The organism is Lysobacter sp. yr284, assembly GCF_900107375.1.
Lineage (GTDB): Bacteria > Pseudomonadota > Gammaproteobacteria > Xanthomonadales > Xanthomonadaceae > Lysobacter.
Map to the genome: position 1 here is coordinate 1 of NZ_FNPT01000031.1, position 15,691 is coordinate 15,691.

At 73.1% G+C, this 15,691-nt stretch carries 12 protein-coding genes; 6 read left to right on the forward strand and 6 right to left on the reverse strand.

What is annotated here, in order from left to right; translation table 11 throughout:
* Window positions 1-589: 589 nt before the first annotated feature.
* Window positions 590-1,660: a CDP-glycerol glycerophosphotransferase family protein gene (locus tag BLV01_RS23890; protein ID WP_091806178.1), complete on the reverse strand. Its 1,071-nt coding sequence runs from the start codon at window positions 1,658-1,660 to the stop codon at window positions 590-592.
* A 147-nt stretch (window positions 1,661-1,807) separates the two neighbouring features.
* Between BLV01_RS23890 and BLV01_RS23895 the strand changes: the two genes are divergently transcribed.
* The gene (locus BLV01_RS23895) at window positions 1,808-2,635 is read left to right on the forward strand and encodes a glycosyltransferase family 2 protein (RefSeq protein ID WP_091806253.1); all 828 of its coding nucleotides are present in this window, start codon (window positions 1,808-1,810) and stop codon (window positions 2,633-2,635) included.
* Window positions 2,636-2,660: 25 nt separating this feature from the next.
* On the opposite strand, the gene BLV01_RS23900 is transcribed toward BLV01_RS23895, so the two are convergent.
* The 5 genes from BLV01_RS23900 to def form a co-directional block, all read right to left on the reverse strand.
* Window positions 2,661-3,926 carry an O-antigen ligase family protein gene (locus BLV01_RS23900; RefSeq protein WP_139179158.1) on the reverse strand — a complete coding sequence of 422 codons (1,266 nt, stop codon included), beginning with the start codon at window positions 3,924-3,926 and terminating at the stop codon, window positions 2,661-2,663.
* Window positions 3,927-3,958: 32 nt separating this feature from the next.
* Window positions 3,959-5,719: an ArnT family glycosyltransferase gene (locus tag BLV01_RS23905; protein WP_091806185.1), complete on the reverse strand. Its 1,761-nt coding sequence runs from the start codon at window positions 5,717-5,719 to the stop codon at window positions 3,959-3,961.
* 294 nt (window positions 5,720-6,013) lie between these two features.
* Window positions 6,014-7,330 carry a 16S rRNA (cytosine(967)-C(5))-methyltransferase RsmB gene (gene rsmB / locus BLV01_RS23910; protein WP_139179164.1) on the reverse strand — a complete coding sequence of 439 codons (1,317 nt, stop codon included), beginning with the start codon at window positions 7,328-7,330 and terminating at the stop codon, window positions 6,014-6,016.
* 589 nt (window positions 7,331-7,919) lie between these two features.
* Window positions 7,920-8,843: a methionyl-tRNA formyltransferase gene (gene fmt, locus BLV01_RS23915; RefSeq protein ID WP_091806193.1), complete on the reverse strand. Its 924-nt coding sequence runs from the start codon at window positions 8,841-8,843 to the stop codon at window positions 7,920-7,922.
* 152 nt (window positions 8,844-8,995) lie between these two features.
* Window positions 8,996-9,508, reverse strand: a complete 513-nt coding sequence (gene def, locus BLV01_RS23920; protein WP_091806197.1) for a peptide deformylase — start codon at window positions 9,506-9,508, stop codon at window positions 8,996-8,998.
* Window positions 9,509-9,680: 172 nt separating this feature from the next.
* Between def and BLV01_RS23925 the strand changes: the two genes are divergently transcribed.
* From BLV01_RS23925 to BLV01_RS23945, 5 genes are all read left to right on the forward strand, one after another.
* The gene (locus BLV01_RS23925) at window positions 9,681-10,835 is read left to right on the forward strand and encodes a LysM peptidoglycan-binding domain-containing protein (protein WP_091806256.1); all 1,155 of its coding nucleotides are present in this window, start codon (window positions 9,681-9,683) and stop codon (window positions 10,833-10,835) included.
* A gap of 92 nt (window positions 10,836-10,927) precedes the next feature.
* Window positions 10,928-12,301 (forward strand): DNA-processing protein DprA, encoded by a 1,374-nt coding sequence (dprA, locus tag BLV01_RS23930; protein ID WP_091806200.1) that lies wholly within the window; start codon window positions 10,928-10,930, stop codon window positions 12,299-12,301.
* Between the two features lie 87 nt (window positions 12,302-12,388).
* Entirely contained in the window at window positions 12,389-12,877 is a 489-nt protein-coding gene (locus BLV01_RS23935) for a DUF494 family protein (RefSeq protein ID WP_057945974.1), read from the forward strand.
* A gap of 382 nt (window positions 12,878-13,259) precedes the next feature.
* The gene (locus BLV01_RS23940; RefSeq protein WP_091806204.1) at window positions 13,260-14,237 is read left to right on the forward strand and encodes a GYF domain-containing protein; all 978 of its coding nucleotides are present in this window, start codon (window positions 13,260-13,262) and stop codon (window positions 14,235-14,237) included.
* A 128-nt stretch (window positions 14,238-14,365) separates the two neighbouring features.
* The gene (locus BLV01_RS23945) at window positions 14,366-15,412 is read left to right on the forward strand and encodes an RDD family protein (protein WP_175486237.1); all 1,047 of its coding nucleotides are present in this window, start codon (window positions 14,366-14,368) and stop codon (window positions 15,410-15,412) included.
* Window positions 15,413-15,691 lie beyond the last annotated feature (279 nt).

The window sequence follows — 15,691 nt, forward strand, 5'->3', positions numbered from 1 at the left end:
GACGAAACCTTCGCAATCGCTGCGGTGGCGCGGTCGCGGCTTGCGCCGCTCCTACAGGGGGCGTGCCGCGGCGGGTTCGACCTTTGCGTGTGCGTGCGCTTGACGACAAGCGAACATCCAAAGCTTCCGTCCGCAAGCGGCCGGGTCACTTTCTTTGTCCAAAGCCACAAAGAAAGTAACCAAAGAAAAGGCATTGCTGTTTCGAATCAAGAGCCACTAGGTCCAGCACCGGGCGCGGGGCCGCGCCATAAGGGGCATCCTGCCCCATGGCGCGCGTGCGCATCCATGCGCACGCCCTCCGGGGCTGCGGGACGTGTGCTTTACGTGGAGATGCGTCCGAGCGAACAGCGACGGCAACGGCAACGGCAACGGCAAAATCGATTCCGGCTGTTGCCGGAATGACGGATCGCAGGCCGGCGTCGTGGATGTGTTGCCGCGGCCGCAGCTTGCGCCGCTGCCACAGTCGGATGCGATTCGGCCGAAGCCCCTGTAGGAGGGCGCAAGCCGCGACCGCGACAACCCGGTTACGACGATTGCGGCATGACGGCCGCACGCCCGCAGCAACGCCGCGCTGCTCGCACGGCATCGCTCACGCGCCCGGCCCCCAATACCCCAGTTCGCGCCGGATCTGCAGCCCCCGCCACCACGACGACAACGGTTTGCCGCGCAGCGCGCCGAGCTTGCCGGCAAGCAAATCCTCGGTCGCCGCGATTACCCGCTGCGAGGATCGGCCATCGCGGTACGGATGGATCGCGTCGGCGTAGGCGTCGATCGCCGCCTGCAGCTGCGGTGTCGGCGCGAATGCCTGCGCCAATGTCTGCTCCAACTGCGCCGGATCGGCGAAGTCGATCATGTGCGGTTTCGGCGCGCGGTTGCGGAAGGTCGCCACCGGCTTGCGCTGGACCACGAACTCCGACACCACCGAGGTGGTGTCGGCGACCAGCACGTCGGCCGCGCGCTGCGCGGCGATCAGTTGCTCGGTCTCGACGAAGGCCGCGTTCGGGCCGGCCAGCGCGCGGTAGCGTTGGAACAGTTCCGGCGCGCACTTGGGATGCAGGGTCAGCAGCCAGTAGCGATCGCCGCGCGCGACCTGCGCGGCGATCGCGTCGAACAGGTGCGGCGCCGCGCTCAGGCGTTCGGTGAAGGTGGAGGCGAACATCGCCACCGGCCGCGCGCCGGCCGGCGCGCGCAAGCCGGCGGAAGCGCCGTCGTCGTCGCGGAACAACGGGTCGAGCTTGGGCCAGCCGGTCTCGACCACGGCGAAATGCCCGGCCTGCGCGGCCAGTTCGCGGAACGGCGCGGTGGTGGCCGGGCCCTGGGTGCAGTACAGGTCGAACAGGCCGCGCACGCGGAAGTGGCCGCGCGCGTCGGCGCGCTTTTCCACGTTGAAGCCATGGAACAGCTGGACCTTGGCGCCGGCCACGAACGGCGGCACCCAGTTGGCCGCGCTGAACACCGCGCGCGGCTTCAGCGCGACCGCGGCGCGCAAGCCGGCGCGGCCGGGTTCGAGCATGCGCACCGGCGCCGGCAGCGCGGAGCCGGCGGCGCCGTCGGCGAACCACGCGTGGGCCGTATGCCCGGCCTCGTGCAGCGCCTGCGCCAGCGGCTGCAGGATCGGCAGCGCGTAGCGTTCGGTGGCGAAGAGCAGGTAATCGGACATGACGGCGGCCGGCTGGAGCGAGCAACGAGTTTAGTGCATCCGGCGCGGCGCCGGCCGGTCTTCGCCCACGCCGCGCGCCGGCCCGTTCGCTCTGGCGTTGTCGCCGCGGAGTATCCTGAGCGCCGTCGCCGCCCCCGGACCGCCGCCATCGACACGCCCGCGCCCAACGACGCCGCCCGCCCCCGGCTGTCGGCCTGCATCATCGCTTTCGACGAGGCCGACCGCATCGTCGACTGCCTGGCCTCGCTGGCGTTCTGCGACGAGATCGTGGTGGTGGATTCGCACTCCGCCGACGCCACCGTCGCCCTCGCCCAGGCCGCCGGCGCGCGCGTGCTGCAGCGCCGCTTCGACGGCTTCCGCAGCCAGAAGCAGTTCGCGGTCGAACAGGCCGCGCACGACTGGGTGCTGTGCCTGGACGCCGACGAACGCGTCGGCGACGAGTTGCGCGCCTCGATCCTGGCCGCGCGCGATCGCGGCTTCGACGACGACGCCGGCTACCGCTTCGCCCGGCTGTCCGATTATTTCGGCCGTTTCCTGCGCCACGGCAACGCCTATCCCGACCGGGTGCTGCGCCTGTTCGACCGCCGCCGCGGCGGCTGGCGCGGCCAGCGCGAGGTGCACGAGGCGGCCAGCGTCGACGGCGCGGTGGCGACGCTGCGCGGCGACCTGATCCACTACCCCTACCGCTCGCTGCAACAGCAGCTGGCCAAGACCGAACGCTACGCGCGGATGATGGCCGAGCACGAACACGCGCGCGGCAAGCGCGCGACCCTGGCCAAGCTGGTGCTGGCGCCGGCATGGCGGTTCTGGCGCGGCTACCTGCTGCGCGGCGGCTTCCGCGACGGCTGGCACGGGTTGGTCTACGCCTACGTGCGCGCCAACTACGTGCGGCAGAAGACCATCATGCTGTGGATGCTCGGCAACGGTCAGCCGGTGACCACGCCCGAACGCGGCGCGAGCGACGGCAAGGCCTGAAGCGCGCCGGCGCGGCCGGCGCCGGTCACTGCGGCGGGCGCTCGCGTTCGAGCAGGGCGAAGCCGTACAACAAGCCGATCGCGACCGCGTAGAACGAGGCGACCAGTTGATGGGCGAACATCGACTGGGTCAGCCCGCAGGCGATGTACACCAGCACCAGCACCAGCCCGGCCAGCGCGCTGCTGCGCGCGCGCGCGACCGCCTGCGCGCGCAGCAGCCGCGCGAACAACGCCAGCGGCACCAGGTAGATCGCCAGGATCGCCAGCAGCCCCGGCACGCCCATGGTCGCGGCCCACTCGAAGGCGTCGCTGTGGGCGTGGCCGAGCTTGCAGAATCCGACCCGCGGCGCCGGCGGCGCGCATTGCGGGGTGGCCATCACCACGGTCTCGAAGCGGCCGACGCCGACGCCGGTCAGCGGATGCTCGGCGAAGGTGTCGCCGGCCAGTTCCAGCAGGGTCACGCGCGCGCCCAGCGAGGACTCGTGGTCGCCGCCGCGCTTGACCTTGTCCATGTCCGAGGCCAGTTCCTGCATCCGCGTGACCTGCGCCAGCGGCGGGATCCAGTGGCTCGCCACCGCCGCCAGCGCCATCGCCGCCAGCACCGCCCACGACAGCTTGCGCGCACGACCGCCGCTGACGATCAGCGCCACCAGCAGCACGATCGCCAGCCCCGGCCAGACCCCGCGGCTGCCGCTGAGCACCACCGCGCCGACGCCCAGGGCGCAGGCCAGCGAGGTCCACAGCAACTCGCCCGAGGGCCGCGCGAACACCGCGATCACGATCAGCGCGATCAAGGCGTCGGCGAACACGATCGCGTTCGCGGTCCAGCCCAGCGCGCGCTCGGTGCCGCCGGCGACCTGGAACAACGCCAGCGCGAACGCGCCGGCCAGGCCGGCCAGCGCGCCTGCCCACAGCCAGCGCCGCGACGGCCGCCACGCATACACCAAGGTGGCGAAGAACGGCGCCGTCAGCAGCCGCAGGCGGTTGTCCGCCTCGCGCCAGCGCACGTCGAAATGGAACTTGGAGAACAGCACCACGGCCGCCGCCAGCGCCGCCATCGCCAGCAGCCAGCGCAGGTCGCGGCGGGCGTCGCGCCAGCCGCGCGCGAACACCGGCGGCGCCAGGGCGAAGGCCAGCAGCGCGCACGCGGCGAACGGGCCCAGGCCCCACGAGGTGGACAGCAGCAGCGCCGGCAGCAGGAACAGCCCGACCTGCAGCAGCCGCTGCGCCAGCCGTTCGCGCGGCGCGGCGAAGCCCGGCTCGGCGCCGGCGAGCGGCGCGGCGTCCGGCACGGGACTATGCGGAGGAGGCGTTGCGGGCACGCTCAATCGTACTCGTGGTCGTCTTCGTTGCGCGGCAGCGGCGGCGAGGCCGGACAGCCGGCGCGCGCGGCATAGGGCACCAGCCACCATTCGCGGCGGTTGGAACGGCCGATCAGCTCGGCCTTGTTGCGGTCCACGCAATCGGGCAACGCCGGCGCCTGCACGAACAGCACCCGCGTGTCCGGCGCCTGGGTCTGCCAGGCCAGGCCCAGTTCGAGCTGCTTCTGCCAGCCCGTCCGGAAACCGAAGTTGACGGTCCTGGACTGCGCCATCAGCAGGTTCTGCTCTTTCCACGCCACCAGGCCCAGCTCGGCGCCGGCGCCGACGCGCTGCGCCGCGCGGGTCATCACCCCGCGCGCGGAGGACGAATCGTTGAGCACCGGCGCGATCAGCAGGCCGTAGCACACCCACACCCCGCACAGGGTCGCCACCATCGCCCGCACCGGCCGGCGCCGGCCCGCCCACAACAGGCAGGCCGCGCCCCAGGCGCCGATCGCGGTCACCCCGGCGGCGAGCGCGCGGCCGTGGTCGGTGAAGCCGCGCTCGGCGATCAGCCGGGCTTCGAACTTGGGATCGCCGAACCACATCGACAGGCCGACCCCGAGCATCGCCGCGACCAGCGCCACGGTGAAGCCCAACGCGATCCGCCGTGGCCACGCCCGGCGCAGGATCCCGGGCAGCAACGGCGCGAACATCAGGCAGGCCATCGGCAGCGCCGGCAGGATGTAGACGTCGCGCTTGCCGCTGGGGATCGAGAAGAACACGATCACCAGCGCCCACCACGCCAGCGGCAGCAGGTAGCGCGCGTCCGCCCGGCCCAGGCGCCGGCCCCAGGCGCGCAGCGCCCACGGCAGCGCCAGCATCAGCGGCAGCCACATCGAGAACATCACGCCCAGGTGGTACCAGACCGGCTGCGGATGGTCCCAGGACTTGGCGTAGCGGCCCGCGGTCTGGCGGAACAGGATGTCGTTGAGATAGGCCTGGTAGCTCGGATCGCCGGCCTGGGTGGCGACCAGCACCATCGGCGCCAGCCACAGCGACACCGCGACCACGAACGCCAGCGGCCCCAGCCAGAAGCGCGGGTCGCCGATCCCGACCCGCACCGGCATGCGCACCCAGGCCAGCGCGCGCGCGCCGAACCCGTCCGGCGCCAGGCGCGCCTGCAGCGGCCGCAGCAGCGCCGCCAGCGCCAGCGGCAGCAGCATCAGCAGCGCGATCGCGCCCACGCCCTTGGTGATCACGCCGATGCCGGCGGCGAACCAGCCCAGCGCCCACCAGCGCCACGCCGGCCCGGTCAGCAGGTGGCGCAGCAGGCCGTAGTTGGCGAAGGTGATCCAGAACACCACCGACGGGTCGATCTGCGCCTTCTTGGCCTGGTAGGCGAAGTGCAGCGTGGTCAGCAGCGCCCAGCCGGCGTAGTAGCCCACGCGCGGGGTCCACAGGCGCCGGCCGAGGTCGACCACGCACCACAGCGTGCCCATCGCCGCCAGCAGCGACGGCAGCAGGAAGGCCACGCGCCAGTGGCCGGTGATGAGGTAGGCGACCGCCTCGGTCCACATGAACAGCGGCGGCTTGTCCGAGTACAGCTCGATGCCCCGGTGCGGGAACAGCCACTGGCCGCTCTCGACCATCTGCTTGGCGACCAGGGCGAAACGCGGCTCGTCGGCGGGCCACGGATCGCGCAGGCCGAGGCCGGCTCCGAGCACCAGCCAGGCCGCGACCCAGAACAGCCACGCGTGGCGGGACAAGGGATGCTTGAACATGCGGAGAATGATACGCAGCGGAAAGTGACGGGTGGAGAGGGCCTGTCGCGCAACTGCGCCGTCGCTCACTTTCGGCTCATGCCGCGTCCGGGCGCCGGGCCGCGGACGATGCCGGCCGGGCGCTTCGGGCGGGTGCGGCGAGCCGGGCCTGGACGAACCAGGTCCCGATCCGCGGGCGCCTCCGGCACGCGCGCGTGCCGCCGCATCGGCCGTCCCGGCCGCGACCGCGGCGGCGAACCCGCCGCGCGTCGCAGCGATCGGACCGCAGCGCACGCAACGACGCCCGCGGCGCGGCTATCCGGCCCGGCGCAGCCTTGCGTAGAAGAAGCCGTCGCCGCCGTCTTCGCCGGGCAGGCGCTGGCGGCCGACCTCGCGGTCGTGGCCGAAGGCCGGGCCGAGCGCGTCGATGCGGGCGTCGTCGGTGCGGGCCAGGAAGGCGCGCACCTGGTCTTCGTTCTCGGCCTTGAGGATCGAGCAAGTGGCGTAGACCAGGACGCCGCCGGGCGCGAGCGTGCGCCACAGCGCGTCCAGCAGTCGCGCCTGCAAGAGGCTAAGCGCGGCGATGTCGGATTCGCGTCGGTGCAGGACCACGTCGGGCTGGCGGCGGACGATGCCGGTGGCCGAGCACGGCGCGTCGAGCAGGACCGCGTCGAACGGCGCGCCGTCCCACCACGCGTCCAGGTCGGCGGCATCGGCCGCATGCAGTTGCGCGCGGCCGTCGTCGAAGCCGGCGCGCGCCAGGGTTGCGCGCACGCGCTGCAGGCGCGCGGCGTCCACGTCCAGCGCAGTCAGCCGCAGCGAGCCGTCGCGTTCGAGCAGGTGCGCGCTCTTGCCGCCGGGCGCGGCGCAGGCGTCGAGCACGCGCGCGGCGGGCGCCGGCGCCAGCGCATCGGCCACGCGCTGGGCGCTGGCGTCCTGCACCGACACCGCGCCGTCGGCGAAGCCGGGCAGCGCGGCGACGGCCTGCGGCACGTCCAGGCGCAACGCGTCGACGAGGTCGTCCCGCGCGGCCGCGTCGAGGCCGGCTTCGGCCAGGCGCTGGCGGTAGTCCTCGCGCGAACCGCGGGCGCGGTGGACCCGCAGCCACATCGGCGGCACCAGCGCGCTGTGCGCCAGGATCGCCTCGTAGTGTTCCGGCCAATCCTTGCGCAGCATCCCGCGCAGCCAGCTCGGCCAATGCGAATGGCGCGGGTCGGTCGCCGGGAGGCCGTCGCGCTGGGCGCGGCGCAGCAGCGCGTTGACCAGCCCGGCCTGGTGCGCGCGCCCGAGCAAGCGCGCGGCCTGCACGCTGGCGTCGAGCGCGGCGTGCGCGGGCAGCTGCATCGGATCGAGCTGGGCCAGGCCGGCCATCAGCAGCGCGCGCAGTTCGCCGTCGCGCGGAGTCAGCGCGCGCGACATCCATTCGTTCAAGGCCGCCTCGAACTTCAGCGGCTGGCGCAGCACCGCGAAACAGATCGCCTCGACCAGGGCGCGATCGCGCGGGTCGGCCAGCGCCGGCAACGCGGCGGCGAGCTCGGCCTTGAGCGAGCGGCCGCGGTGCAGCACCGCATCGAGCGTGCGTGCGGCGATCGCGCGCACGCGCGCGCCGGGGTGGCCGTCGTCGGCCGGCAGCGCCGGCACGGCCGGGTGTTCGTGGCGGAAACGCGCGTACGGATCGGCGTCGCGTTCGCGGCCCGGCCCGCGCGCGGCGGGCGGACGCGGCTTGGCGCCTGGACGGGCGGCACCGGTGCGGGCGGCGCCTGCAGGTGCGGCGCCATCGCGGCGGCGTTCGCTGGCGGCGCGGCCGGCGCCCTCGCCGCGGGGCGCGCCATCGCGTTGGCCCGGCTTGCGCGCGCCGCTGTACGGACCGGCGCTGCGCGGGCCGGCGCTGCGTGGGGCGCCACTGCGCGCGCCGTCGCTACGCGGGCCGCTGCCGCGCGCGCTGCGCTCGCGACCGGCGCCCTCGCGCGGACCCGCCGCGCGTTCGCCGCGTTCGCGCCGCGCGGCCGGCTTGCGCTCGGCCGCGTTGTCGCCACCGCGTCGCGGCGCCGCCTCGCGCTCGCCGCCCGCAGCGGGCCGCTCGGGCGCGGCCGGCGCGTAGCGCGCGGCGTCCAGCGAATCCAGTTTGCGCAGCCGCCCGGTGGTGGGGCGCGCCTCGCCGTCGAGCGGTGCGGCCGGCTTGGGCGATGCGGGCTTCGGCGGATCTCGGCGCTCGTTCATCTCAGCGCACCGCCGCCAGGTCGCGACGACCGTTCAAATAGTCGGCGGCGGTGATCGCCTTGCCGCCCTCGCGCTGCAGTACGCGGATGCGCAGCGCGCCGTCGCCGCAGGCCACGTCGATGCCGTCGCGCCCGGCCAGCAGCACCGTGCCGGGTTCGGCGCCGTGCGCCAGCGGCAGCGCCACCGCGCCGTGCACGCGCACGCGCTCGCCGGCCAACAGCGCATCGGCCATCGGCCAGGGATTGAACGCGCGCACCTTGTTGGCCAGCTCGGTCGCCGGCCGGTTCCAGTCCAGCCGCGCCTCGGCCTTGTCGAGCTTGTGCGCGTAGGTCACGCCTTGCTCCGGCTGGGTATACGGCTGCGGCACCAGGCCGACCCGCAGCAGGCCCAGGCCGTCGCGCAGCACCTGCGCGCCGATGTCGGCGAGGCGGTCGTGCAGCTGGCCGCCGGTTTCGTTCGCGCCGATCTCGGTGTCGTTGGCGATCAGCACCGGCCCGGTGTCCAGGCCCTTCTCCATGCGCATCAGGCACACGCCGGTCTCCTCGTCGCCGGCCTCGATCGCGCGCTGGATCGGCGCCGCGCCGCGCCAGCGCGGCAGCAGCGAGGCGTGCAGGTTCCAGCAGCCGTGCACGGGAATGTCGAGCACCGACTGCGGCAGGATCAGGCCGTAGGCGACCACCACCATCAGGTCCGGCTCCAGCGCGCGCAGCGCCTTGCGCGAGATCGCCGGCTTGAAGTTCTCCGGCTGCAGCACCGGGATGCCGCGCAGCAGCGCTTCGCGCTTGACCGGCGACAGCGCCATCTCGCGCCCGCGCCCGGCCGGACGGTCGGGCTGGGTGTAGACCGCCACCACCTCGTTGTACTGCGCGGCGGCGCGCAGGGCGGGGACGGCGAATTCGGGGGTGCCGGCGAAGACGATGCGCATCGGGAATAGGGAATAAGGAATGGGGGAATCGGACAAAGCGGCCGCAGCTTACCTAACCGGGCCGCGCGAGCGCGCAAACAGAAAAGGGAACGGGGCCGGACGCCGCCAAAGCGGCCCCCGATTCCCCATTCCCTATTCCCGACGTCCGGCTGTTACGCCGACAGCCGCTTCTGCTTGGCCAGCTTCTTGCGCACCATCTCGCGCTTGAGCGGCGAGAGGTAATCGACGAACAGCTTGCCTTCCAGGTGGTCCATCTCGTGCTGGATGCACACCGCCAGCAGGCCGTCGGCGCTCAGCTCGAACGGCTGGCCGTCGCGGCCGACCGCACGCACGGTGATGGCGTCGGCGCGGGTCACGTCGGCGAAGATGCCGGGCACCGACAGGCAGCCTTCCTGGTAGACCTGCTCGCCGGAGCGCTCGAGGATTTCCGGATTGACGAAGACCAGCGGCTGGTTCTTCTCCTCCGACACGTCGATCACCATGAAGCGCTGGTGCACGTCGACCTGGCTCGCGGCCAGGCCGATGCCGGGGCATTCGTACATGGTCTGGAACATGTCGTCGAGCAATCGCTGGAACGCAGGTTCGGTCACGCGCGCGGGATCGACGGCCGCAGCTTTGGTGCGCAGTCGCGGGTCGGGGAACTCTAGGATCGGTAACAGGGCCATAGGGCACCTAAAATGGGGGCGTGGGTCACATACGCAAGTTTTCGTTGCATTGTACCCCCATTACAGGCCGTCCATAGGCCGTCAATGCCTGATAGTGTTGCGCGACTTCTGGGCTATAGTCCGGGGGCCCGCCAAGGGCAAACCTGGAAGGGGAATCAGGTAGATGGCCGTCATGTTTAAACCGATTCGCGCGGTTTTCGCCGCTGCGTTGCTGACCGTTGCCACGTACGCCATTGCGGCGGAATTCCGTGGCGACCACCCCTCGACCTACGTGGTCAAGCGGGGCGATACGCTGTGGGACATCTCCGCGCGCTTCCTCAAGAAGCCGTGGCTGTGGCCGGAGATCTGGCAGGCCAATCCGCAGATCAAGAACCCGCACCTTATCTATCCCGGCGACGTCATCTCGCTGGCCTACCTGGACCGCGTGGCCCAGGCCCAGGTCCAGCCGGGCCCGCGCCAGGAAGCGCCGATCACCGGCGTGCCGCTGTCGGAAATCGAGCCGTTCCTGAAGAACCTGCGCGTGGTCGACAAGTTCGAGGACCTGCCCTACGTGGTCGGCCTGGAAGAAGACCGCCTGCGCGTCACCCAGGGCCAGGTCGCCTACATCAAGGGTCTGCCCGAGGCGAGCCCGGGCACCCGCTACGCCGTGGTCCGCCCGACCCAGCGCTACACCCGCCTGGACCGCGAGGCCTGCTGCGACATCATGCGCGCCGCCGACCTCGACTTCCGCGGCAAGCGCACGGTCGACTTCGAAGCCATCTGGACCGACGTGGTGGTGCCGGACAAGGGCCGCGAGCTGCTCGGCTACGAGCTGATGCAGGTCTCCACCGGCACCCTGAGCCGCGGCGCCGTCAGCGGCATGCAGGCCTCGACCTTGGTGATCGACGACACCGGCCGCGAGATCCGCGTCGGCGACCGCCTGATCCCGGTCGAAGCCCAGCCCTACGACCTGCAGTTCTTCCCGCATCCGCCCAAGGCCCAGTTCGACTACGGCCGCGCGCAGGTGCTGGCGGTGGCCGACCTGGTCCGCAACGGCGGCCCGCGCGACGTGATCGCGCTGTCGGTCGGCGCCCGCGACGGCATCGACAACGGCACCGTGTTCTCGACCTGGCGCGTGGGCAGCCGCGCGGTGGATCGGGTCAAGGTCGGCCCGGACCGCGACGAGACCACCGTCGGCAAGAACTCGCGCGTGCGCCTGCCGGACGAATTCGCCGGCCACGCGATGGTGTTCCGCACCTTCGACAAGGTCAGCTACGCGCTGATCATGGACGGCGTGCGCCCGACCAAGGTCGGCTTCGAGCTCAAGCATCCGGACTCGCCGTACTGAGCCCGGGGTAGCGAGCCCGACGCGGGCTTTTCCTACCGATACACGCGACGGCGCCTGCGGGCGCCGTCGTCGTTTGCGGGCTAGGCTGGGGCATGCCCGACGCCGACGCCTGCGCCCCCGATCCGAACCCGACTGCCGATCTGCGCCCGCGCGCGCAACCGGCCGGCGAACCGCAGCCGCCCGCGGCGCCCGCCGACGAAGCCGTCGGCGACCGACCGCGCACCGCCGGCGACCGCCCCGGCGCCCCGGCCCGCAGCGAATCCGAAGCCCTGGCGCTGCTGCGCCTGCTCGCCGCCGGCGGTTCCGGCGCGGCGCGGCGCGCGTTGCTGGACGCGTGCGGCAGCGCCGCGGCGGCGCTGGCCGCGGGCGCGTCCGCCTGGCGCCAGGCCGCGCTGTCGTCCGCGCAGGTCGCGCGCCTGCGCGCGCCGGCCGACGAGGCGTTCTGGCGCGAGGCCGGCTGGGCCGGCGACGCCGACCGTCGCCTGCTCGACTGGCTGGCCCGGCCCGGCCGCCAGATCGTCGTCTGGACCGACCCGGACTACCCCGCCCTGCTGCGGCGCGCGCCGAACCCGCCGCTGGCGCTGTTCGTGGCCGGCGAGCCCGGCCTGCTGTGGCACCCGGCGGTGGCCGTGGTCGGCAGCCGCTCGCCGACTCCGGCCGGCAGCGGCAACGCCGCCGACTTCGCCCGCGCCCTGGCCCGCAGCGGCCTGGCGGTGACCAGCGGCCTGGCCGCCGGCATCGACGCGACCGCGCACCGCGCCGCGCTGGAGGCCGGCGGGCTCACCGTGGCCGTGCTCGGCACCGGCCCGGACCTGGCCTACCCGCGCCGCCACGCCGACCTGCTGGCGCGGATCGCCGCCGAAGGCGCCGTGGCCAGCGAGTACCCGCCGGGCACGCAGGCGCGCCCGGCGCACTTCCCGGCGCGCAACCGCATCGTCGCCGGGCTCAGCCTGGGCACCCTGGTGATCGAGGCGGCCGAGCGCTCCGGCGCGCTGATCACCGCGCGCCTGGCCGCCGAATGCGGGCGCGAGGTGTTCGCCGTGCCCGGCTCGATCCACAACCCGCTGGCGCGCGGCTGCCATCGGCTGATCCGCGAGGGCGCCGGGCTGGTGGAAAGCGCGGCCGAGGTCGCCGCCGCGCTGGCGCCGGTGGCGGCGGAACTGGCCGACGGCTTGCGTCGGCGCCTGGGCGCCCCCATTGACGGTGGCCACGCGGCGGTCATACAGGCCGGTCAGGATGGTCTCGGCCCCGTCTCAGGAGACGCCGATCCAGCCCCGACCCAGGCCGATTTCGCCGACCCGGACTACCAGTCCTTGTGGAACGCGCTGGGCTTCGACCCAACCGGTATGGATGAACTGGTCCACCGTACTGGATTGACGACTGCGGAACTGTCCTCCATGCTGCTGGTCATGGAGCTTGAGGGTCGCGTCGCGGCGCAGCACGGCCGTTACTTCCGTAACCGCTGAACTCGAATCGGTGTCACCCACCGGCAGTTCACCCGGCCAATCAGCAAGTTCTGCCCACCGCGCCGCATGCGGCGCAGGCCGAGGGAAATGAAAGAGAGCATCCTGGACGTCCTGCTGTACCTGTTCGAGCATTACTTCACCGACGATGCGGACCTGGTCCGCGACCGCGATTCGCTCCGCAGCGGCCCCCTGTTCGAAGAACTGGGCCAGGCCGGTTTCAGCCCCGCCGAAATCAACAAGGCCATCGAGTGGCTCGACGCCCTGGCGCAGCAGCGGCCCAGCGTCAGCCGTCCGAGCGCGGGCGGACCGACCCGGATCTACTTCGGGCCGGAACTCGACAAGCTCGATGTCGAGTGCCGCGGCTTCCTGCTGTTCCTGGAACAACACGGCATCCTCGACGCGGACCAGCGCGAGCTGGTGCTCGACCGCGCGATGGCGCTGGATCAGGACGAGCTGGACCTGGACGACCTCAAGTGGGTCGTGCTGATGGTGCTGTTCAACCAGCCCGGTTCCGAGGCGGCCTACGCCTGGATGGAAACCCAGATGTTCGAGGACGAGCCCGAGCCGGTGCACTGAACCGGCTCCGGCGCCGTCCCGCGGCGCCGTTGCGTCCCTTCCGGCGCGGCCCTGGGCCGCGTCCGGCGTCGCGCCATCGCCCCTTCGCGGGCGCCCGCCCGCTTCGCGTCCCCTGCCCCTCGCATGCCGCTTGATCGCAGCGGTGCGGGCGTGCGCGTCCGTCCGTCGCCGCCGCCGCGGCCATCCGTCGTCGCCTGCCGATCGCGAGCCTGGACCCAGTAGCGTTTTGTGCGCTGCGTGGTAGTTTCATGCGGCTCGCGCGCGCCGCAGTCAGGCCCGCCGCGCCATTGCGCGACGCTGCGGCGGACACGCCGCGGCATCGCTTTCACGGACAGGGACGCCCGCGGCCGCCGCAACGCCGGCCGCGGCTTGGGGGGATGGAATGACGCACTGGTACTACCACGAACCGTCGCAGGGCCGGGTCGGCCCGATCGACGCCGACGCTTTGCGCGAACACGTCCGCGCCGGCCGCGTGCAACGCGACACGCTGGTCTGGCGCGTGGGGTTGAGCGGATGGCTGCCGCTGCAGCAGGTGGAGGACGAACTCGGCCTGGCCGATGCCCCGCCGCCGTTGCCGCCCGGCGCGGCCGCCGCGCCGATGGCCTCGCCGGTCGCGCCGTCTGCGACCGTAACGCCGGCCGCGAGCGACGCCGCGCCGACGCCGGCGACCTCGCCCGCCGCGCCGGTGGCCGCCGCGCCCGAGCCGCAGGGCCGCGCCGACTTCAGCGCCGCGCTGAACGCAGCCGACGCGCCGCAGGCGGCCGCAGCGGCGCCCCCGGCGGCACAGCCGGCGCCGGCGGACGCAGCCGCGCCGCAGCCCGCCGAAGCCGCGCCCGCGCCGCCGCAGCGCAGCGTCAGCCCGGCCGACTACGCCCCGGCCCACGTCGCCCGCCGCCAGCAGGCCGCGCCGCCGCCCAAGCGCGGCATGTCGGGCTGCCTGATCGCGCTGATCGTGGTGGCGGTGCTGGCGATCCCGGTGATCGGCATCCTCGCCGCGATCGCCCTGCCCGCCTACCAGGACTACACCCACCGGGCCAAGCTCGCCGGGGTCATGGCCGAGGCCGGCAGCTACAAGCTCCAGGTCGCCGAGCACTACCTCGAACACGAGGGCTGCCCCAACAACGCCAGCCCGGGCTTCCGTCCGGCCGCCGAGTACGCCGGCGCGCAGCTGGCCTCGGTCGAATTCGGGCGCTTCAAGGACAGCGGCCAGTGCGCGATCCAGCTCGAACTGCGCGGCTTCGACAACCGCCACCTGGACGGCCGCAAGCTGTGGCTCGCGTTCGATCCCAACAGCCACGAATGGACCTGCAGCACCGACATCGACAAGCCGATGCTGGTGCCTCAGTCCTGCCGCCAGTAACGGCGACGGCCCGCCGGCGCCGCGCATCCGCGCGCGCCGGCCGCGGCCAACGGCCACGCGCCGCCATGATGGTCAGGCGCGCCGGTGGCATCATGTGCGCCGATCTGACCAGGCAAACGGACGCCGCGATGGCCCAGTGGTACTACAGCGACGAAGAACGCAACCAGCACGGACCGCTGGATGCGGCGGCGATGGTCGCGCGGCACGATCGCGGCGAACTGCGTCCGCACACCCTGGTCTGGCGCGACGGCCTGAGCCAGTGGCAGCCGTGGCGCGAACTGGCCGCGGAGCTGGTCGCCGCGCCGGGCTTCGCGCCGCTGGCCGATCCGGCCGAGGCCGAACAGGCCAGCGCCGGGCGCACCGCCGCCGCGGTCGCGGCCGCCCAGGCCCAGGCCGAGGCGCGGCAGTCGCCCGCGCAGGCCGGCCCCGCCGCCGCTGCGAACGTGGGCATCCCCGGCGATGCCGCGGCCGCTGCAGCCGCCGCCACGGCCAGCGCACCCGCGGCGCCCGTCGCCGGCGCGCAGTCGCCCTACGCCGCCCCGCGCGCCGAAGTGGCCGAGAACAGCCAGGTGGTGCTGGGCCAGCCGGTGATCGCGGCCGGTTTCTGGCGCCGCCTCGCCGCCTACCTGATCGATTCGACCCTGGTCGGCACCCTCTACTACGCCGTCGCCACGGTGCTGTTCATCGGCGTGTTCATGGTCGGTTTTACCGGCGACAGCATGCGCTGGCTGGAGTCCGGCTCGGCGTTGTCGGTGGTCGTGACCGCCGTCAGCACGCTCAGCTACGTCCTGATCAGCGCCTGCTACTACGCCGGCCTGGAGTCGTCCTCGATGCAGGCCACCCTGGGCAAGCTGGCGGTCGGGATCAAGGTCGTCGATACCGACGGCGCGCGCCTGGGCCGCGGCCGCGCGCTGGCGCGCTGGGCCGCCTCGATCGTCAGCTGGCTGACCCTCGGCGTGGGCTTCCTGATGGCCGCCTTCACCGAGCGCAAGCGCGGCTTGCACGACCTGCTGGCGCGCACCCAGGTGGTCGACCGCTGGGCCTACACCGCCCGTCCCGAGCTGCAGCGCGAGGAGCTGGGCGTGGTGACCTGGGTGGTGCTGGCGCTCGGCGGCCTGATCTGGCTCGGCGTGATCAGCTTCATCGTCGGCGCGCTCGCGCTCGGCCTGCGCTGAATGCGCCGGCCCGCCCGCCCCGGCCGCGGACGGCCGCGCCTGAACGGCCGCGGCCGCGGTCACAGCCGCCCGGGGCTGAACGGGGCACACTTCGTCACGTGCCCTTGAGGCGTTTCGATGCCACTTTAGGGTGCCCGGACCGCCACGACCGCAGCGCCGAGCTTGACAGCCGTGGCCGCCGCATGATTCCACTAGAAAAAGGAAACCTGAACGCCCGCGGCCGAACGTCGCGGGCGTCGCCTTCTTAACCCCTCGCCACGCCGGCCCCGGCCCGCGTCG

Bases quoted from the DNA above. Each gene is read 5' to 3' on its own strand.
- def (WP_091806197.1), bottom strand. From the start codon at position 9,508: ATGGCCCTGTTACCGATCCTAGAGTTCCCCGACCCGCGACTGCGCACC.
- BLV01_RS23940 (WP_091806204.1), top strand. From the start codon at position 13,260: ATGACGCACTGGTACTACCACGAACCGTCGCAGGGCCGGGTCGGCCCG.
- BLV01_RS23935 (WP_057945974.1), top strand. From the start codon at position 12,389: ATGAAAGAGAGCATCCTGGACGTCCTGCTGTACCTGTTCGAGCATTAC.
- fmt (WP_091806193.1), bottom strand. From the start codon at position 8,843: ATGCGCATCGTCTTCGCCGGCACCCCCGAATTCGCCGTCCCCGCCCTG.
- BLV01_RS23945 (WP_175486237.1), top strand. From the start codon at position 14,366: ATGGCCCAGTGGTACTACAGCGACGAAGAACGCAACCAGCACGGACCG.
- dprA (WP_091806200.1), top strand. From the start codon at position 10,928: ATGCCCGACGCCGACGCCTGCGCCCCCGATCCGAACCCGACTGCCGAT.
- BLV01_RS23925 (WP_091806256.1), top strand. From the start codon at position 9,681: ATGTTTAAACCGATTCGCGCGGTTTTCGCCGCTGCGTTGCTGACCGTT.
- BLV01_RS23890 (WP_091806178.1), bottom strand. From the start codon at position 1,660: ATGTCCGATTACCTGCTCTTCGCCACCGAACGCTACGCGCTGCCGATC.
- BLV01_RS23905 (WP_091806185.1), bottom strand. From the start codon at position 5,719: ATGTTCAAGCATCCCTTGTCCCGCCACGCGTGGCTGTTCTGGGTCGCG.